This is a genomic window from Streptomyces sp. NPDC031265, from assembly GCF_055570295.1.
In genome coordinates, this window is record NZ_JBVIHM010000021.1 from 59,383 (window position 1) to 75,720 (window position 16,338).

Annotated in this window: 15 protein-coding genes and 2 pseudogenes; 4 read left to right on the plus strand and 13 right to left on the minus strand. The window is 69.5% G+C overall.

The features are described from left to right. The 4 genes and pseudogenes from ACZ499_RS27610 to ACZ499_RS27625 all read right to left on the minus strand — a co-directional run. Positions 1-195, minus strand: a pseudogene (locus ACZ499_RS27610) (FKBP-type peptidyl-prolyl cis-trans isomerase); the annotation flags it as partial. A gap of 57 nt (positions 196-252) precedes the next feature. Next, the gene (locus tag ACZ499_RS27615) at positions 253-1,203 is read right to left on the minus strand and encodes an FKBP-type peptidyl-prolyl cis-trans isomerase (protein WP_468678886.1); all 951 of its coding nucleotides are present in this window, start codon (positions 1,201-1,203) and stop codon (positions 253-255) included. A gap of 113 nt (positions 1,204-1,316) precedes the next feature. Next, entirely contained in the window at positions 1,317-2,678 is a 1,362-nt protein-coding gene (gene pafA / locus ACZ499_RS27620) for a Pup--protein ligase (RefSeq protein ID WP_101387501.1), read from the minus strand. Positions 2,679-2,702: 24 nt separating this feature from the next. Further along, entirely contained in the window at positions 2,703-3,947 is a 1,245-nt protein-coding gene (locus ACZ499_RS27625) for an MFS transporter (protein ID WP_468678888.1), read from the minus strand. Between the two features lie 121 nt (positions 3,948-4,068). Here ACZ499_RS27625 and ACZ499_RS27630 point away from each other — a divergent pair, with 121 nt between their 5' ends. Beyond that, positions 4,069-5,073 carry a LacI family DNA-binding transcriptional regulator gene (locus tag ACZ499_RS27630; RefSeq protein WP_468678890.1) on the plus strand — a complete coding sequence of 335 codons (1,005 nt, stop codon included), beginning with the start codon at positions 4,069-4,071 and terminating at the stop codon, positions 5,071-5,073. Positions 5,074-5,155: 82 nt separating this feature from the next. Here ACZ499_RS27630 and prcA read toward each other — a convergent pair whose 3' ends face one another. The 6 genes and pseudogenes from prcA to arc form a co-directional block, all read right to left on the minus strand. Next, entirely contained in the window at positions 5,156-5,905 is a 750-nt protein-coding gene (gene prcA / locus ACZ499_RS27635; RefSeq protein ID WP_468678892.1) for a proteasome subunit alpha, read from the minus strand. A 46-nt stretch (positions 5,906-5,951) separates the two neighbouring features. Then, a complete protein-coding gene (gene prcB, locus ACZ499_RS27640; protein ID WP_101387504.1) occupies positions 5,952-6,797 on the minus strand; it encodes a proteasome subunit beta in 846 nt (281 codons plus the stop codon). Further along, positions 6,749-6,946 (minus strand): annotated as a pseudogene (locus tag ACZ499_RS27645) (endonuclease domain-containing protein); the annotation flags it as partial. The pseudogene ACZ499_RS27645 and the gene prcB, both read right to left, overlap by 49 nt. Positions 6,947-7,031: 85 nt before the next feature. Beyond that, positions 7,032-7,250, minus strand: a complete 219-nt coding sequence (locus tag ACZ499_RS27650; RefSeq protein WP_030356241.1) for a ubiquitin-like protein Pup — start codon at positions 7,248-7,250, stop codon at positions 7,032-7,034. Positions 7,251-7,380: 130 nt separating this feature from the next. Further along, the gene (dop, locus tag ACZ499_RS27655) at positions 7,381-8,892 is read right to left on the minus strand and encodes a depupylase/deamidase Dop (protein WP_385541836.1); all 1,512 of its coding nucleotides are present in this window, start codon (positions 8,890-8,892) and stop codon (positions 7,381-7,383) included. Between the two features lie 246 nt (positions 8,893-9,138). Next, complete coding sequence (arc, locus tag ACZ499_RS27660; protein WP_468409188.1) at positions 9,139-10,905, minus strand: proteasome ATPase; 1,767 nt, start codon at positions 10,903-10,905, stop codon at positions 9,139-9,141. Between the two features lie 277 nt (positions 10,906-11,182). Between arc and ACZ499_RS27665 the strand changes: the two genes are divergently transcribed. After that, the gene (locus tag ACZ499_RS27665; protein WP_468678899.1) at positions 11,183-11,461 is read left to right on the plus strand and encodes a ferredoxin; all 279 of its coding nucleotides are present in this window, start codon (positions 11,183-11,185) and stop codon (positions 11,459-11,461) included. A gap of 37 nt (positions 11,462-11,498) precedes the next feature. Here ACZ499_RS27665 and ACZ499_RS27670 read toward each other — a convergent pair whose 3' ends face one another. The 3 genes from ACZ499_RS27670 to ACZ499_RS27680 all read right to left on the minus strand — a co-directional run bounded on the left by ACZ499_RS27670 (position 11,499) and on the right by ACZ499_RS27680 (position 14,493). Beyond that, positions 11,499-12,071, minus strand: coding sequence for a hypothetical protein (locus ACZ499_RS27670; protein ID WP_468678900.1), 573 nt, complete (start codon positions 12,069-12,071; stop codon positions 11,499-11,501). Positions 12,072-12,283: 212 nt separating this feature from the next. Next, on the minus strand, positions 12,284-13,171 hold the full coding sequence (locus ACZ499_RS27675) for a tRNA (adenine-N1)-methyltransferase (protein ID WP_328313834.1): 888 nt from the start codon (positions 13,169-13,171) through the stop codon (positions 12,284-12,286). A gap of 71 nt (positions 13,172-13,242) precedes the next feature. Further along, positions 13,243-14,493: a site-2 protease family protein gene (locus ACZ499_RS27680; protein WP_468678903.1), complete on the minus strand. Its 1,251-nt coding sequence runs from the start codon at positions 14,491-14,493 to the stop codon at positions 13,243-13,245. A gap of 103 nt (positions 14,494-14,596) precedes the next feature. Here ACZ499_RS27680 and ACZ499_RS27685 point away from each other — a divergent pair, with 103 nt between their 5' ends. Next, positions 14,597-15,454: a RecB family exonuclease gene (locus ACZ499_RS27685; protein WP_385545978.1), complete on the plus strand. Its 858-nt coding sequence runs from the start codon at positions 14,597-14,599 to the stop codon at positions 15,452-15,454. A gap of 134 nt (positions 15,455-15,588) precedes the next feature. Continuing rightward, positions 15,589-16,260, plus strand: coding sequence for a response regulator (locus ACZ499_RS27690; RefSeq protein WP_053723497.1), 672 nt, complete (start codon positions 15,589-15,591; stop codon positions 16,258-16,260). Positions 16,261-16,338: the final 78 nt, after the last annotated feature.

Here is a 16,338-nt window from a genome sequence, read left to right on the forward strand (position 1 = left end):
GACCCCCATCGGTTTGCCGTGGTTCCGGGACGTGTAGACCTCCTCGCTGGGGGAGAAGGCGACGCCAACGGAGGGGACCTCCAAGAGGTCGCCGCCGTGGGGGACGGCGCCGTCGCCCTCCCAGATCTCCTTGATCTCAAGGTCCGCCGGCGGCTCGCCACCGGGGAAGTCGATCTCGGGCTTCTCGATGCTCACTGAACTGCTCCTCTTGAATACGTGCAGGGCAACCCGGACAGTCTTACATCTTCACCGTCACATCTTGGCCAGGATGTCGATCGAGAAGACCATGGTCGAGTTGGCCGGGATGCCCGACTGCTCCTTGTCGCCCAGACCCTGGTCCGGCGGAACGACCACCAGGATGCGGCTGCCGACCTTCTTGCCGATCAGACCGGCCTTGAGGCCCTTGAGGGTCAGGTTCGGCAGCGCGAAGGTCTGCGTCTTGCCCTGGTCGTAGGTGCTGTCGAACTTCTTGCTGTCCTTCCACAGGACGCCCTCGTACGCCAGGACCACGCTGTCCGTGTCCTTCACCACGTCACCGTCACCCTCCAGCACGTAGTTGGAGACCAGCTTCTTGGGCGCGTCGGTCTTGGGGACGGTCAGCGTCGGCGCCTTGCCGTCGGTGTTGGTGCCCACCTTCGGCAGGTCCTTGTCCTCCTGCGCGACCTCCTTGCCCTTGGCGGAGGCCGGGATGGTGGTCGCCTTCACGATGTCCACGACGAAGACCAGCGTGGCGTTGGGCTTGATGTCGCCCTGGCCCTGCGCGCCGTAACCCAGCTCCGGCGGAATGCCCAGCTCGACGCGGCTGCCGACCTTCTGGCCCTCCAGGCCCTGGTCCCAGCCCTTGATGACCTGGCCGGCGCCGAGGGTCAGCGTGAACGGCTCCTTGCGGTCGAAGCTGTTGTCGAACGGCTTGTCCGAGTCCCAGGCCTGGCCGAGGTAGTTCACGGAGACGGCGTCGTTCTTCTTGAGCGCCGCGCCCTTGCCCTCGCTGAGGACGTTCACCTTGAGGGCCTTGGGCGGGGTGCCCTCACCCTTGGCAAGGGTCGGCTTCTCCCCGAACTTGGCGCCCGCGGTGATGGCGGGCAGGCCGTTCTTCATCGAGGTGGAGTCGGAGGTGGAGTCGGAGCCCTTGTCGTCGCTTCCGCAGGCGGCTGTGGCAATCAGCAGCAGCGGGACGGCGAGCAGGCCGGCAAGTCGGCGCACGTGTTCCTCAGATCTCAGACGGCACGGTAGTTTGCCCGCCACTCTAAGGCGTACTCCGGGCCCCGTACGAGGAACGTACGGGGCCCGTGTTCACGTTGCCGGTCGCTTCCCGGTCACATACCGGCGATCAGTTTCTCCACCCGGTCGTCGACGGAACGGAAAGGGTCCTTGCACAGCACGGTGCGCTGCGCCTGGTCGTTGAGCTTGAGGTGCACCCAGTCGACGGTGAAGTCCCGCCGCTGCTCCTGCGCCCGGCGGATGAAGTCGCCGCGCAGCCGCGCCCGAGTGGTCTGCGGGGGCACCGACTTACCCTCGAAGATCTTCAGGTCGTTGCAGATCCGGGCCGCCTGGCCCTTGCGCTCCAGCAGGTAGTACAGCCCCCGCTGACGGTGGATGTCGTGGTACGCCAGGTCTATCTGGGCGACCCGGGGGTGCGACATGGTCATGTTGTTCTTCGCCCGGTACCGCTCGATCAGCTGGTACTTCATGACCCAGTCGATCTCGGTGCCGATCCGGTCCAGGTCCTCGGCCTCGATCGCGTCGAGCGTGCGGCCCCACAGTTCCAGGACCTGGTCGACGGTGCCGGTGCGGATGCCCCGGCGCTCCACGAAGTCGACGGCCTTCTCGTAGTACTCCCGCTGCACCTCCAGCGCCGAGGCCTCCCGGCCGCTGGCAAGGCGCACCTTGCGCTGGCCGGTGATGTCGTGCGAGACCTCGCGGATCGCCCGGATCGGGTTCTCCAGCGTCAGGTCGCGCATCACCGTGCCCGCCTCGATCATGCGGAGCACCAGGTCGGTGGCGCCGACCTTGAGCAGCATGGTCGTCTCGGACATGTTGGAGTCGCCCACGATCACGTGCAGGCGCCGGTAGCGCTCGGCGTCCGCGTGCGGCTCGTCCCTGGTGTTGATGATCGGGCGCGAGCGGGTCGTCGCGGAGCTGACGCCCTCCCAGATGTGCTCGGCGCGCTGGCTGACGCAGTAGACCGCGCCGCGCGGGGTCTGGAGGACCTTGCCCGCCCCGCACAGGAGCTGACGGGTGACCAGGAACGGGATGAGGATGTCCGCCAGCCGGGAGAACTCGCCGTGCCGGGCCACGAGATAGTTCTCGTGGCACCCGTAGGAGTTTCCCGCGGAATCGGTGTTGTTCTTGAAGAGATAGACGTCGCCCGCGATTCCCTCCTCGTGCAGGCGGCGCTCGGCGTCGACGAGCAGGCCTTCGAGAATGCGCTCGCCGGCCTTGTCGTGGGTGACCAGCTCGGTCACGTTGTCGCATTCGGGAGTTGCGTATTCCGGATGCGAACCCACGTCGAGGTAGAGGCGGGCGCCGTTCCGCAGGAAGACATTGCTGCTGCGGCCCCATGACACAACACGGCGGAAGAGGTAGCGCGCCACTTCGTCAGGTGACAGTCGGCGCTGTCCCCTGAACGTGCACGTGACGCCGTACTCGTTCTCCAGCCCGAAAATGCGGCGGTCCATGACTGAACATTACGCCCGATGCCCTCAGCTGAAACCGGGTTCGGCAGCACGGGTTGGATCATTTTGGTCAACTGCCGCGACACTTTCCGTACGCCCGGGAGCTGCGAGGACCCGTCGGGTGGTGAGCAGCACCAGGAGGGCGGCCGCTCCGCCGCCGCCCGCGACGGCGAAGCTCGCCGCGCTGCCGCCGAGTTCGACGGCGGGCCCGGCGACGGCCGTGCCGAGCGCGGTGCCGACTCCGAACGCGGTGACCAGCCAGGAGAACGCCTCGGTCACGGTGCCGCGCGGGGCGTGCCGGTCGACCACGATGAACGCGCAGGCGATGCACGGCGCGAGGAAGAGCCCGGACACCACGGCCAGTCCCACCATGGGGACGACACCGGGGACGAGCATCAGCGGCAGATAGCCGACCGCGAGCAGCGCGACGAGCGAAATCAGCCGTTTCTCAGGAGTTCCGGCCCACTGGCGCGCCCCGTACACGAGACCGCCGAGCAGCGCCCCGAGGCCGTTGGCCGCCATCAGCCAGCCGTAGACCGCGTCTCGGCCGTGGTCGTCGGCGTAGGCCGACGCCGCCACGATGATCGCGCCCAGCGCGAGGCCGACGAAGAAGAAGGCTCCGAGGAGTGCGAGCAACCCCGTGGAGCGCAGTGCGCCCAGCCAGTGCGCCTCGCGCGGGGCCGAGCGCCAGGCGCGCGAGGGCTCCGAGAGGACCACCGAGAGCGCGCCGAGCACCCCGAGCACGTTGATCGCGACCAGCGCGGTGGCGGGCGACCACAGGGCGATGCCGAGGGTGACCAGCAGCGGGCCGACCGTGAACATCACCTCCTGGGCTATCGCGTCCATCGCGTACGCGGTGTGCACCTGGTCCTGGCGGGTCAGGACGCCGGGCCACAGCGCCCGCAGTCCGCCCTCCAGCGGCGGTGTGCAGAACCCGGACACGACCATCGCCGCGTACGCCACCGCGACCGGGTCGATGCCGCTGAACGCGAGGACGGCCATTCCCAGGGCGCTGGCCACCGACGCCGGCAGCATCACCCGGGGCTGCCCGTAGAGGTCCACGGCCCGGCCGAGCAGCGGCTGCCCGGCCGCGGTGGCCACGCCGTACACCGCGGTGAGCGCGCCCGCCAGCGGGTAGCTGCCGCCCTCCGCACGGACGAACAGGACCACGGCGATGGCCGCGGTGGCGTTCGGCAGCCGCCCCGTCAGCGTCCCCACCAGCAGTCGCGCGGCGTGCCGCGTCCGGAGGATCTCCAGATATCCCGCCGCCATGTCGCCTCTCGGTTGAATTAGTTTTACGTATAACGTCCGACGTCATACGTACCATGTCGACAACCCCCGGGTCCACCCCGGACCCAGGGCACCCAGCCGCCACACCCTGCCGGAGGACCCCGTGAAGACCCAGCCGACCAGCCGGGACGTCGCCCGCGCGGCCGGGGTCTCCCAGGCCACCGTCTCCCTCGTCCTCGGCGACAAGTGGCGCGGCCGCGTCTCCGAGAGGACCGCCGCCCTCGTCCGCGACGCGGCCCGCGAACTCGGCTACCGGCCCAACCTCGCCGCCCGCAGCCTGCGCCTCGGCCGCACCCGTACCGCCCTCCTCGTCGTCCCCGCCCTCACCAACGAGTTCTTCGCCCGCGTCTACACCGGCGCCGCCCGCGTCGCCGCCGAACACGACTTCGGCGTCGTCCTCTACCCCTCCCCCGAGGGCGTCGGCCCCGCCCGCGACCCCTTCGACTCCGCCCGCGCCGCCCTCGACGGCGTCATCGCCTCCTCCATGGCCGCCGACGCCCTCGCCGGCATCCAGGGCACCGACCTCCCCCTCGTGATGCTCGACAGCGACCCCGCCGAAGCCGGCCCCGCCGCCCGCGTCAACCTCGACATCGCCGACGGCATACGGCAGGTGACGGAGCATCTGCTGGGCCTCGGCCACCGCAGATTCGCCCACCTCGCCTCCGCCGTGGACTCCTGGACCTTCCACGTACGCGGCCGGGCCCTGGAGGACGCACTGCGCCGGGCACCCGGCGCCGAAGTCCTGACCGTGCCCTCCGCACTCACCGTCGACGCGGCCCGCAAGGCGGCCGAACACGCCCTCACCCGCCCCGGCGCCCGCCCCACCGCCCTCGTCTGCGACGACGACATCCTGGCGGCGGGGGCCTGCAAGGCCGCCCGACGGCTCGGTCTGCGCATCCCCGACGACATCTCGGTGGCGGGATTCGACGACCTCGCCCTCGCCACCGCCCTCGAACCCGAGCTCACCACCGTCCAGCTGCCCGCCGAGCAGGTGGGCGAGCGCGGCATGGCCGCACTGCTCGCCGTCCTGGACGGCCGCGAGCCCGAAGCGGGCGACCTGCCCGTCACCCTGATCGTGCGCGGCTCCACGGCCCCGCCCGCGGCCTGAACCGGAAAAGGCCTGTGCCCCGCCGTGACGAACGGCGAGGCACAGGCCTTCACGTCGACTGGGCCGACGCTTCTACTCGTCTCTACTCTTCGTCGTCGTCCGACGGCACCTCGGTCGGCTCGGCGCTCGCCTCTGCCGTCTGCAGGAGACGGGACAGCTGACGACCGACGATCCGCTTGAACTTCCGCTGCTGCGGCCGCGTCCGGTCGAGCACCGCGACCTCCAGACGCTCCGCGGGAATCTCCCGCTCGGCACCGTTGGTCTGGTTCGACAGGGCCTGCACGGCCAGCTTCAGCGCCTCCGCCAACGACATGCCGTCCTGGTGGCGCTGGTCGAGGAACGTGCTGATCTGCTCCGCGTTGCCGCCGACCGCGACCGAGCCGTGCTCGTCCACGATCGAGCCGTCGTGCGGCAGCCGGTAGATCTGGTCCTCCTCCGGCGTCGCCCCGACCTCGGCGACCACCAGCTCCACCTCGTACGGCTTCTCGCCGACACTGGAGAAGATGGTGCCCAGCGTCTGCGCGTACACGTTGGCCAGACCACGGGCCGTCACATCGTGGCGGTCGTAGGTGTATCCCCGCAGATCCGCGTAGCGCACACCGCCGATCCGGAGGTTCTCGTACTCGTTGTACTTGCCGGCGGCCGCGAAGCCGATCCGGTCGTAGATCTCGCTGAACTTGTGCAGCGCACGGGACGGGTTCTCGCCGACGAAGACAATGCCGTCGGCGAACTGCAGCACGACCAGGCTGCGGCCGCGCGCGATGCCCTTGCGGGCGTACTCGGCACGGTCGGCCATGGCCTGCTGGGGTGAGACATAGAACGGCGTCGACACCGGCTATCCGTCCCTTTCTGTCAGTGGCGGGGTCATCTCAGCGGCCTCAGAGCAGCGCGGCGCGCGGGCCGTCGGGCTGCTCCAGACGCCGCTCCAGGATCGAGCGGGCGATCTCGGAGGACTCCGCCTCGGTCAGCCGCCGGAAGCCCTCGTCGCTGATGACGGTGACGATCGGATAGATCCGGCGGGCGACATCGGGACCGCCGGTCGCCGAGTCGTCGTCCGCCGCGTCGTAGAGCGCCTGGACGACCAGGGTGGTGGTCTGCTGCTCGGTCAGGTCCTCGCGGTACAGCTTCTTCATCGAGCCGCGGGCGAAGATCGAACCGGAGCCGGTGGCGGCGTACCCGTGCTCCTCGGAGCGGCCGCCGGTGACGTCGTACGAGAAGATGCGGCCCTTCTCGCGGTCCACGTCGTACCCCGCGAAGAGCGGGACCACCGCCAGGCCCTGCATGGCCATGCCGAGGTTGCCGCGGATCATGGTGGAGAGGCGGTTGGCCTTGCCCTCCAGGGAGAGGGTGGCACCCTCGACCTTCTCGAAGTGCTCCAGCTCCAGCTGGAAGAGCTTGACCATCTCCACGGCGAGACCCGCGGTACCGGCGATACCCACCGCCGAGTACTCGTCCGCCGGGAAGACCTTCTCGATGTCGCGCTGGGCGATCATGTTGCCCATCGTCGCCCGCCGGTCACCGGCGAGCACCACGCCGCCGGGGAACGTCGCCGCCACGATGGTCGTGCCGTGCGGCGCCTCCACATGCCCCTGCACGGGCGGCAGCACCCGCTTGCCGGGCAGCATCTCGGGCGAGTGCTCGGACAGGAAGTCCATGAACGAGGACGAGCCCGGCGTCAGGAAGGCAGCTGGTAGACGCCCTGTGCCACGAGTGTTGGCTTCCACGAGATTCCCTCCAGGTAGGCGGCAGCCCGACGAACTGCGTCGGGATCGTCTCCCAACTTGCCGATGGCCGAATTGCAGTTGAAGCACCGTACGCCACGGACCTTACCCGTGTCGTGGCGGTGATCCACATGAACGGCGAGGGCGGAAAGGCGGGTTGGGCGCACCGCGTGCCGCCCCCGCCGAGGGGAGCCGTCGCCCCCTCGGACACACCCCCCCGCCGTTCACATCCGTGGACTACTGTCCACCCTTCTGAACGAAGGACCGCACGAAGTCCTCCGCGTTCTCCTCCAGGACATCGTCGATCTCGTCCAGCACCGAGTCGACGTCGTCCGAGAGCTTCTCCTGGCGCTCCTTGAGGTCCTCCGAAGCCTGCGCGTCCTGGGTCTGCTCCTCGACCTCCTCGGTGGAACGCGTGGCCTTCTGCTGTCCGCCGCCGGTGTCCTTGGTCGCCATCTACCTCACCCCGCTCGGTTCGATGTCCTTGATCAGACCCTACAAGCAGGGCCTGACATCGGCCCCGCACTTGGTGGAACGTGCGGGGCCTACCTCTGTGTTTCCCACGCCGACGACTTTTCAGCCCCGGTCAGCCACCCGAGAGCACCCGGACCAGATCCTCGGCCGTCCGGCAGCGGTCGAGCAGCTCCTTGACGTGATTACGCGTTCCGCGAAGCGGTTCCAGGGTTGGAACGCGCTGGAGCGAGTCACGGCCCGGCAGATCGAAGATCACCGAGTCCCAGGAGGCCGCGGCGACGTCGTCCGCGTACTGCTCCAGACAGCGGCCGCGGAAGTACGCCCTGGTGTCCTCCGGGGGCTTCGCACGGGCCCGGGAGACCGCCGGCTCGTCGAGGAGCCGCTTCATCTTGCCGCGGGCCGCCAGGCGGTTGTAGAGGCCCTTCTCGGCCCGTACGTCGGCGTACTGGAGGTCGACGAGGTGCAGCCGGGCCGCGTCCCAGCCGAGGCCGTCGCGCCGCCGGTAGCCCTCCATCAGCTCCCGTTTGGCGATCCAGTCGAGTTCGCCGGAGAGGCTCATCGGGTCGTTCTCCAGCCGGTTGAGCACGTCCTCCCAGCGGCCGAGGACGTCCTTGGTCTGGTCGTCGGCGTCCGCGCCGAACCGCTCCTCCACGTACTTGCGCGCGAGCTCGAAGTACTCCATCTGGAGTTGTACGGCGGTGAGCGTGCGGCCGCTGCGCAGGGTGACGAGGTGGCGCAGGTCGGGGTCGTGGGAGACCTGGTGGAGGGTGCGGACCGGCTGGTCGACGGCGAGGTCGACGTTGATGAAGCCGTCCTCGATCATCGAGAGGACCAGGGCCGTCATACCGAGTTTGAGATAGGTCGAGATCTCGGAGAGGTTGGCGTCGCCGATGATGACGTGCAGTCGGCGGTATTTCTCCGCGTCTGCGTGCGGCTCGTCGCGCGTGTTGATGATGGGGCGCTTGAGGGTGGTCTCCAGGCCGACCTCGACCTCGAAGTAGTCGGCGCGCTGGCTGATCTGGAAGCCGTGCTCGTGGCCGTCCTGGCCGATGCCGACGCGGCCGGCGCCGGTGATGACCTGGCGGGAGACGAAGAACGGGGTGAGGTGGCGCACGATGTCGCTGAACGGGGTCTCCCGCTTCATCAGGTAGTTCTCGTGCGTGCCGTAGGAGGCGCCCTTGTTGTCGGTGTTGTTCTTGTAGAGGTGGATCGGCTGGGCGCCGGGGAGTTGCGCCGCGCGTTCGGCCGCCTCGGCCATGATGCGCTCGCCCGCCTTGTCCCAGAGCACCGCGTCGAACGGGTTGGTGACTTCGGGTGAGCTGTACTCGGGGTGGGCGTGGTCGACGTACAGCCGTGCCCCGTTGGTGAGGATGACGTTGGCGAGGCCGATGTCCTCGTCGGTGAGCTGGCTGTTGTCGGCGGCCTCGCGGGCGAGGTCGAAGCCGCGGGCGTCCCGCAGCGGGTTCTCCTCCTCGAAGTCCCAGCGGGCGCGGCGCGCCCGGTGCATCGCCGCCGCGTAGGCGTTGACGATCTGGGACGAGGTGAGCATGGCATTGGCATTGGGGTGGCCGGGGACGGAGATGCCGTACTCCGTCTCGATGCCCATTACTCGCCGTACGGTCATGCGGCCCTCCTTGCCCGGCGGCGCTCCCCTCCGGGAGCGTCGCTCAAGTACCGCTGTTTCTCCGGTGCGTGTGCGGTGCCCGTCCCCGCACTGCGCGACTCGGCGGTACGGAAGAGCCTAGAACGCCTTTGCGCTGGTGGGGAGATCAATTCCGTCATTGCTCTTGGTCTGTCTGTGGCCTGTTTTTGGCCGGAAAAGCAGTCGGCTGCGGATGCCCCGGTCGGGCACCCGCAGCCGCCCTGTGTGCTACAGGTACTGACCGGTGTTGGCCACGGTGTCGATGGAGCGTCCGGTGTCCGCACCCTGCTTTCCGGTGACGAGGGTACGGATGAACACGATCCGTTCGCCCTTCTTTCCGGAGATACGGGCCCAGTCGTCGGGGTTGGTCGTGTTGGGCAGGTCCTCGTTCTCCTTGAACTCGTCCACGCAGGCCTGGAGGAGGTGGGAGACGCGGATGCCCTTCTGGTTGTGGTCGAGGAAGGCCTTGATGGCCATCTTCTTGGCCCGGTCCACGATGTTCTGGATCATGGCGCCGGAGTTGAAGTCCTTGAAGTAGAGGACTTCCTTGTCGCCGTTGGCGTAGGTGACTTCCAGGAAGCGGTTCTCCTCGGATTCCGCGTACATCTGCTCCACGACGGACTGGATCATCCCGTGTGCCGCGGCGTCCTTGGAACCGCTGTGCTCGGACAGGTCGTCCGCGTGCAGCGGCAGGGACGCCGTGAGGTACTTGGCGAAGATGTCCTTGGCCGCCTCCGCGTCCGGGCGCTCGATCTTGATCTTGACGTCGAGCCGGCCGGGCCGCAGGATCGCGGGGTCGATCATGTCCTCGCGGTTGGAGGCGCCGATGACGATGACGTTCTCCAGGCCCTCCACACCGTCGATCTCGGCGAGCAGCTGGGGGACGATGGTGTTCTCCACGTCCGAGCTGACGCCGGATCCGCGGGTGCGGAAAAGGGACTCCATCTCATCGAAGAAGACGATGACGGGGGTGCCCTCGCTGGCCTTCTCACGGGCTCGCTGGAAGACGAGGCGGATGTGCCGCTCGGTCTCTCCGACGTACTTGTTGAGGAGTTCGGGGCCCTTGATGTTGAGGAAGTAGCTCTTCCCCGCGGGCTGGCCGGTGACCTCGGCGACCTTCTTGGCGAGCGAGTTGGCGACGGCCTTGGCGATGAGCGTCTTGCCGCAGCCGGGCGGGCCGTAGAGCAGGATGCCCTTGGGCGGCCGCAGTTCGTGCTCCTTGAAGAGGTCCGGGTAGAGGTAGGGGAGCTCGACCGCGTCGCGGATCATCTCGATCTGGCCGCCGAGTCCGCCGATCTTCTCGTAGTCGACGTCCGGGACCTCTTCGAGGACCAGTTCCTCGACCTCGCTCTTGGGGACCACTTCGTACACGTAGCCGGAGCGGGGTTCGAGCAGGAGGGCGTCGCCGGGGCGGATGGTGGCGTCCAGCAGCGGCTCGGCGAGCCTGACCACCCGTTCCTCGTCGGTGTGCCCGACCACCAGGGCGCGCTCGCCGTCCTCAAGGATCTCCTTGAGGGTGACGATGTCCCCGGCGCGCTCGAACTCCATGGCGTCGACCACGTTGAGCGCTTCGTTGAGCATGACTTCCTGGCCGCGCCGGAGCTCGTCGAGCTCGACGCTGGGGCTGACGTTCACCCGGAGCTTGCGGCCCCCGGTGAAGATGTCGGCGGTGCCGTCCTCGTTGGCGTGCAGGAAGACACCGAAGCCGGCCGGCGGCTGTGCGAGCCGGTCGACCTCCTCCTTGAGGGCCACGATCTGGTCCCGGGCCTCGCGGAGCGTATTGGCGAGCCGCTCGTTCTGCGCGGACACGCCCGCCAGGTTGGTCTGCAGCTCGACGATCCGCTCTTCGAGAATCCTCGTATGACGCGGAGAGTCGGCGAGCTTGCGTCGCAGGACGGCGATTTCCTGCTCTAGATAGGCAACCTGGCCGGCTGGGTCCTCAGACCCCCGCCCGGGCCGGATGCCGCGGTTGATGTCGTCGTCGTGGGCTGCCACGGTCCTCACCTCCTCCAAGGGGAGCTGGACGCTTCCTGACCCTACCTGGGCGGGTGGTGATTGAAACCCCTAGATCACAAAGACTGCGGGGTGTGTCCGATCTTCACCCTTGCGCTCTCCCTCACGCCAGGGGAATACCCACCCATCAACATCGGAAAGCGGGCGGTTGTATCGTCGAGTCGGTCAACACCCGTCAGGACTGGTGCCGATTGCTCGGCCGTCCCGGCCGGTGGGGCACTCCGCACGAACACAGCACCGCGCACGAACGGTAGGCGACATGAACGACGCTCTTGAGGTCTGGATCGACCAGGATCTCTGCACCGGCGACGGGATCTGTGTCCAGTACGCGCCCGAGGTCTTCGAGCTGGACATCGATGGCCTGGCCTATGTGAAGAGCGCCGAGGACGAGCTGTTGCAGTCGCCGGGCGCCGTGACGCCGGTCCCGCTGCCGCTGCTCCAGGACGTCGTCGACTCGGTGAAGGACTGCCCGGGCGACTGCATTCACGTACGACGGGTTTCGGACAGCACCGAGGTGTACGGGCCGGACGCCGACTGAGACCGTACGTAAGGAAGTACGTACGCTAGGTGACGGATCAGGCACCCAGCGCTTGGGACTGGGTGCTCCGGACGAACTTCCCGCCCTGCCAGCGCCACTTGGTCTTCCGCTCCTCGTCGGGGCAGCAGCGTGGCACGCTCGGCGACGAGTAGCCGAGCAGCGTGGCCGTGACCGTTCCGTCCTGGACCGCGAGGCCGGAGACGCCGAACTTCTCACGGGGGTCGGCCAGCGTCGCCACCAGGCGCGGCGGGGCGCCCTTCACGGCGGGCCGGGTCAGGACGTAGATCCCGCTCGGCGGGGTGCCCGAGCCGGCCCGGCAGTGGACGACGGCCACGGTCTCGGGGCTGCCGTCGCCGTCGAGGTCCCCCGCCGCCAGGGCCGCTACCTGGGTGCCCACCGTGCCGCACTGGAGCGGGTAGGCGACGGCCGCCGCGTCGGGGGCCGGAGCCGCTGCCACGCGGGAGCCCGCGGCCCCTTGGGAGGCCTTGGCGGCGTCCGGCTGCAGCCAGCCGGCCAGCGCCACGACCCCGGCCATCACTGCGGCCGTGGCCAGCCAGTGCACCGGGCGGGCGTGGGTGTGCGCGAGCTCGGGGACGGCGGCAGTCTGCACGCGGGAGGTCTCCTGTGAAGGGCGGTGCGGGTGGTGGGAGTGGCCAGCATCGTGCCACACGTCACAGTCGGGCGGAACAGCGGGGTCCGGAGGTTCTGCGCCCGCTTGGCGTCGCCGTGCCCCGTACGCCCAACGGAAAAGCGCCGCCGCCGAGTTCCCCGGAGTGTCCGGGAACTCGGCGGCGGCGCCGGTGCGTTGAGCTGACGGGCCCGTCAGTCCTTGTTGGGGCCCTCGTAGTCGTCTCCGTACGCGCCCTTGGCGGGACGGCGGCGGCGCATCGGGGGCTCCACACCGTCCGCGAGGCGGCGGGCGGTCACCAGGAAGCCGGTGTGGCCGATCATCCGGTGGTCGGGGCGGACGGCCAGGCCCTCGACGTGCCAGTTGCGGATCATCGATTCCCAGGGCTGCGGCTCGGCGAAGCAGCCGATCTCCCGGATGGACTCGACGGTGCGCGAGAGCTGGGTGGTGGTGGCCACGTAGCAGCAGAGGATGCCGCCGGGCACCAGCGCCTTGGACACGGCGTCCAGGCACTCCCAGGGGGCGAGCATGTCGAGGATGACGCGGTCGACGTCGGTGTCCGACAGGTTGTCCTGGAGGTCGCCGACGGTGAGCTGCCAGGCGGGGTGCGGTCCGCCGAAGTAGCGCTCCACGTTCTGCGTGGCGATCTCGGCGAAGTCCTCGCGGCGCTCGTAGGAGTGCAGCATTCCGTGGTCGCCGACGGCGCGCAGCAGGAACGCGCTCAGCGAGCCCGAGCCGACCCCGGCCTCGACGACGCGGGCGCCGGCGAAGATGTCGGCGAAGGCCAGGATCTGCCCCGCGTCCTTGGGGTAGACCACGGCGGCGCCGCGGGGCATGGACAGGACGAAGTCGGGGAGCAGGGGGCGCAGCGCGAGGTAGGCGACGTTTCCCGTGGTACGGACAACACTGCCCTCGGGAGCACCGATCAGCTCGTCATGCGGGAAGGAACCCTTGTGGGTGTGGAAATTCTTCCCGGCTTCGAGCGTGAACGTGTAGTGGCGTCCCTTGGGGTCGGTGAGCTGGACCTGGTCCCCGACCTTGAAGGGCCCGCGACGGCGGGCGGCACCGGTCGGTTCGGACATACGAACAGGGTACCGGCCCTGTTGACCGCGGAACGCCACGGCCTGCGCGGATACGGGGGCCGCCGGTGCGTTTACGGGGTGGGCCGGGCCATCGCCGCCACGAAGGCCTTCTCGACGTCGGCCGCCGAGAGCACTCCGTAGATCTCTCCCGTCTCCTCGACGACCAGGTACTCGGTGGCGGGGGTGGCGCGGAGCTTGTCGAGGAGCGGTTCGCCGGCCAGCTCGGCCGGGACGCGCATGCCCTCGGTGAGGTCCTGGGCGAGCCCGCTGACCGCGACCCACGGGCGGCGGTGTTCCGGTACGCCGACGATGGCGGCCTCGCGGACGAGGCCGGTGGGGTCGCCTTGGCCGTCGACGACGACCAGGGCGCGCGCCCCGGCCTCGTTGGCCCGGCGCAGCGCCTCGGAGAGCGGGGTGGCCGACTCGACGGGGACGGCCCGGCGGGTGAGGTTGCGGGCGCGCAGCTCCGGCAGGTGCTCGCGCAGCCGGGCCATCCGCAGGCTGTTGCCCGCGCCCGTCCAGATGATCGCGGCGAGGATCGCGGCGAGCAGCGCGTCGGTGACGGTGTCCATGCCGTCGACCTCTTCGGGCGCGTTGCCGAGGGCGCCGGTCTGGGTGAGCAGCGGGAGGCCGATGAGGACGGTGACGGCGAGGGCGCGGCCGACCCAGGCGGCGGCGACGGTGCCGCTCATGGGCTTGCCGGTGATCTTCCACACGACGGCGCGGAGCATCCGGCCGCCGTCCAGCGGCAGGCCGGGCAGCAGGTTGAAGCCCGCCACGATCAGGTTGGAGATCATCAGCCCGGCGAGCAGGACGCCGGGGACGGTGCCGGGCTCGACGGCCAGCATCCCGATGTAGAAAAGGCCGGACAGGACGAGGGAGAGCAGCGGGCCGACGAAGGCGAGCACGAACTCGCGGCCCGGGGTCTCGGTCTCCTTCTCGATCTCGGAGACACCGCCGAAGAACTGGAGCTGGATACGGCGCACGGGGAGCTTGAAGCGCAGCGCGGCGACGGTGTGGGCCAGCTCGTGGACCAGCACCGAGGCGTAGAAGGCGACCGCGAAGAAGAGTGAGACGAGGTAGCGGGCGGCGCCGAGCTCGGGCAGCACGCGGTCGAGCTGGCCGCCGAAGACCCAGGTGATGAGGGCGGCTACCAGGAACCAGCTGGGTGCGACGTAGACCGGCACGCCGAACGGGCGCCCCATGAGGATTCCGCCGCCCGGCTCCGGTCCACGGGGCGACTTGCCCTTGTCGGGCGCGGCGCCGGGACCGTCGTCCCCCGCGCCGGACTGCGGCCTCTTGCTGTCGCCGCTCTCGTCCACGGTGTCCCTTCGTCGGTGCTTCTGTCTCGATCATGCAGTGTGAGGGGGCTCGTCGTCGATGGTATTCCGCTCGCTGTCAGTGGCGGGTCGTAGGGTCTGTGTCATGGATACGAGCACCGGAGGGGCCGCGGCGGCCCAGCGCCCCGCGTCGTTGTCGCCGTCGCGGGCGAACGACTTCATGCAGTGCCCCTTGCTGTACCGGTTCCGGGTGATCGACAAGCTCCCCGAGAAGCCGAGTGAGGCGGCGACGCGCGGCACGCTGGTGCACGCGGTGCTGGAGCGCCTCTTCGACGACCCGGCGGCGGAGCGGACCGCTCCGCGCGCGAAGGCGATGATCCCCGGCCAGTGGGACCGGCTCCTTGAGTCGAAGCCCGAGCTGACGGAGCTGTTCGCCGAGGACACCGGGGGCGAGCGGCTGACCAAGTGGCTGGCGGATGCCGAGCGGCTGGTGGAGCGGTGGTTCTCGCTGGAGGATCCGACGCTTCTGGAGCCGGTGGAGCGGGAGTTCTTCGTCGAGACGGAGCTGGAGTCGGGGCTGCGGCTGCGCGGGGTGATCGACCGGGTCGACGTGGCGCCGACCGGCGAGGTCCGCATCGTCGACTACAAGACGGGCAAGGCCCCGCGTCCGGAGTACGCGGAGGGCGCGCTGTTCCAGATGAAGTTCTACGCGCTGGTGGTGTGGCGGCTGAAGAACGTGCTGCCGCGCCGGCTCCAGCTGGTGTACCTGGGCAGCGGTGACGTGCTGACGTACGACCCGGTGGAGGCGGATCTGCACCAGGTGGAGCGGAAGCTGCACGCTCTGTGGGAGGCGATCCGGCTGGCCACGGAGACGGGCGACTGGCGGCCGCGGCCGAGCAAGCTGTGCGGCTGGTGCGACCACCAGGCGGTCTGCCCCGAATTCGGGGGGACTCCCCCGGCTTATCCGCTTCCTTTGATCCCGGCCGGGGATTCTGCAGGCTGAAGTGCGCCGACCCGGCCGGGGGTCCGGGGGTCGCCCCCGGGTGAGCACAGCCGCTACCGGTGCTCCCACCCGGGGTGGCGCAGGATGAGCAGGGCAGAATGGACCCGGTCAAGCAATCCTGATGAGGAGTTCCCGTGGCTATCCGCGTCCTACTGGTCGACGACCAGCCGCTGCTGCGCACCGGTTTCCGGATGATCCTGGAGGCCGAGCAGGACATCGCGGTGGTGGGCGAGGCCGGTGACGGTCTCCAGGCCCTCGACCAGGTGCGGGCGCTCCAGCCCGATGTGGTGCTGATGGACATCCGGATGCCCCGGATGGACGGTGTGGAGGCGACCCGGCAGATCAGCGGCCCGGGCAAGGACGGCCCGGCGAAGGTGCTGGTGCTGACCACGTTCGACCTCGATGAGTACGTGGTGGAGGCGCTCAAGGCGGGGGCCAGCGGCTTCCTGCTGAAGGACGCGCCCGCCAATGAGCTGGTGCAGGCGATCCGGGTGGTCGCGGCGGGCGAGGCGATGCTCGCCCCGTCGATCACGCGCCGCCTGCTCGACAAGTACGCGGACCATCTGCCCTCGGGCGAGGAGCCGGTCCCGGACACGCTGCACACGCTGACCGACCGCGAGGTCGAGGTCCTGAAGCTGGTGGCGCGCGGGCTCTCCAACGCGGAGATCGCCGCGGATCTGTTCGTCAGCGAGACGACGGTGAAGACGCACGTCGGCCATGTGCTGACGAAGCTGGGGCTGCGCGACCGAGTCCAGGCGGCGGTGTACGCGTACGAGAGCGGACTGGTCCGGCCCGGAGCGCAGTGAAGGGGTGGGGGGGGGGGGGGGGGGGGGGCCGCCCCCCCCCCCCCCCCCCCTCCCCCCCCCCCCCTCCCCTCTCCCCCC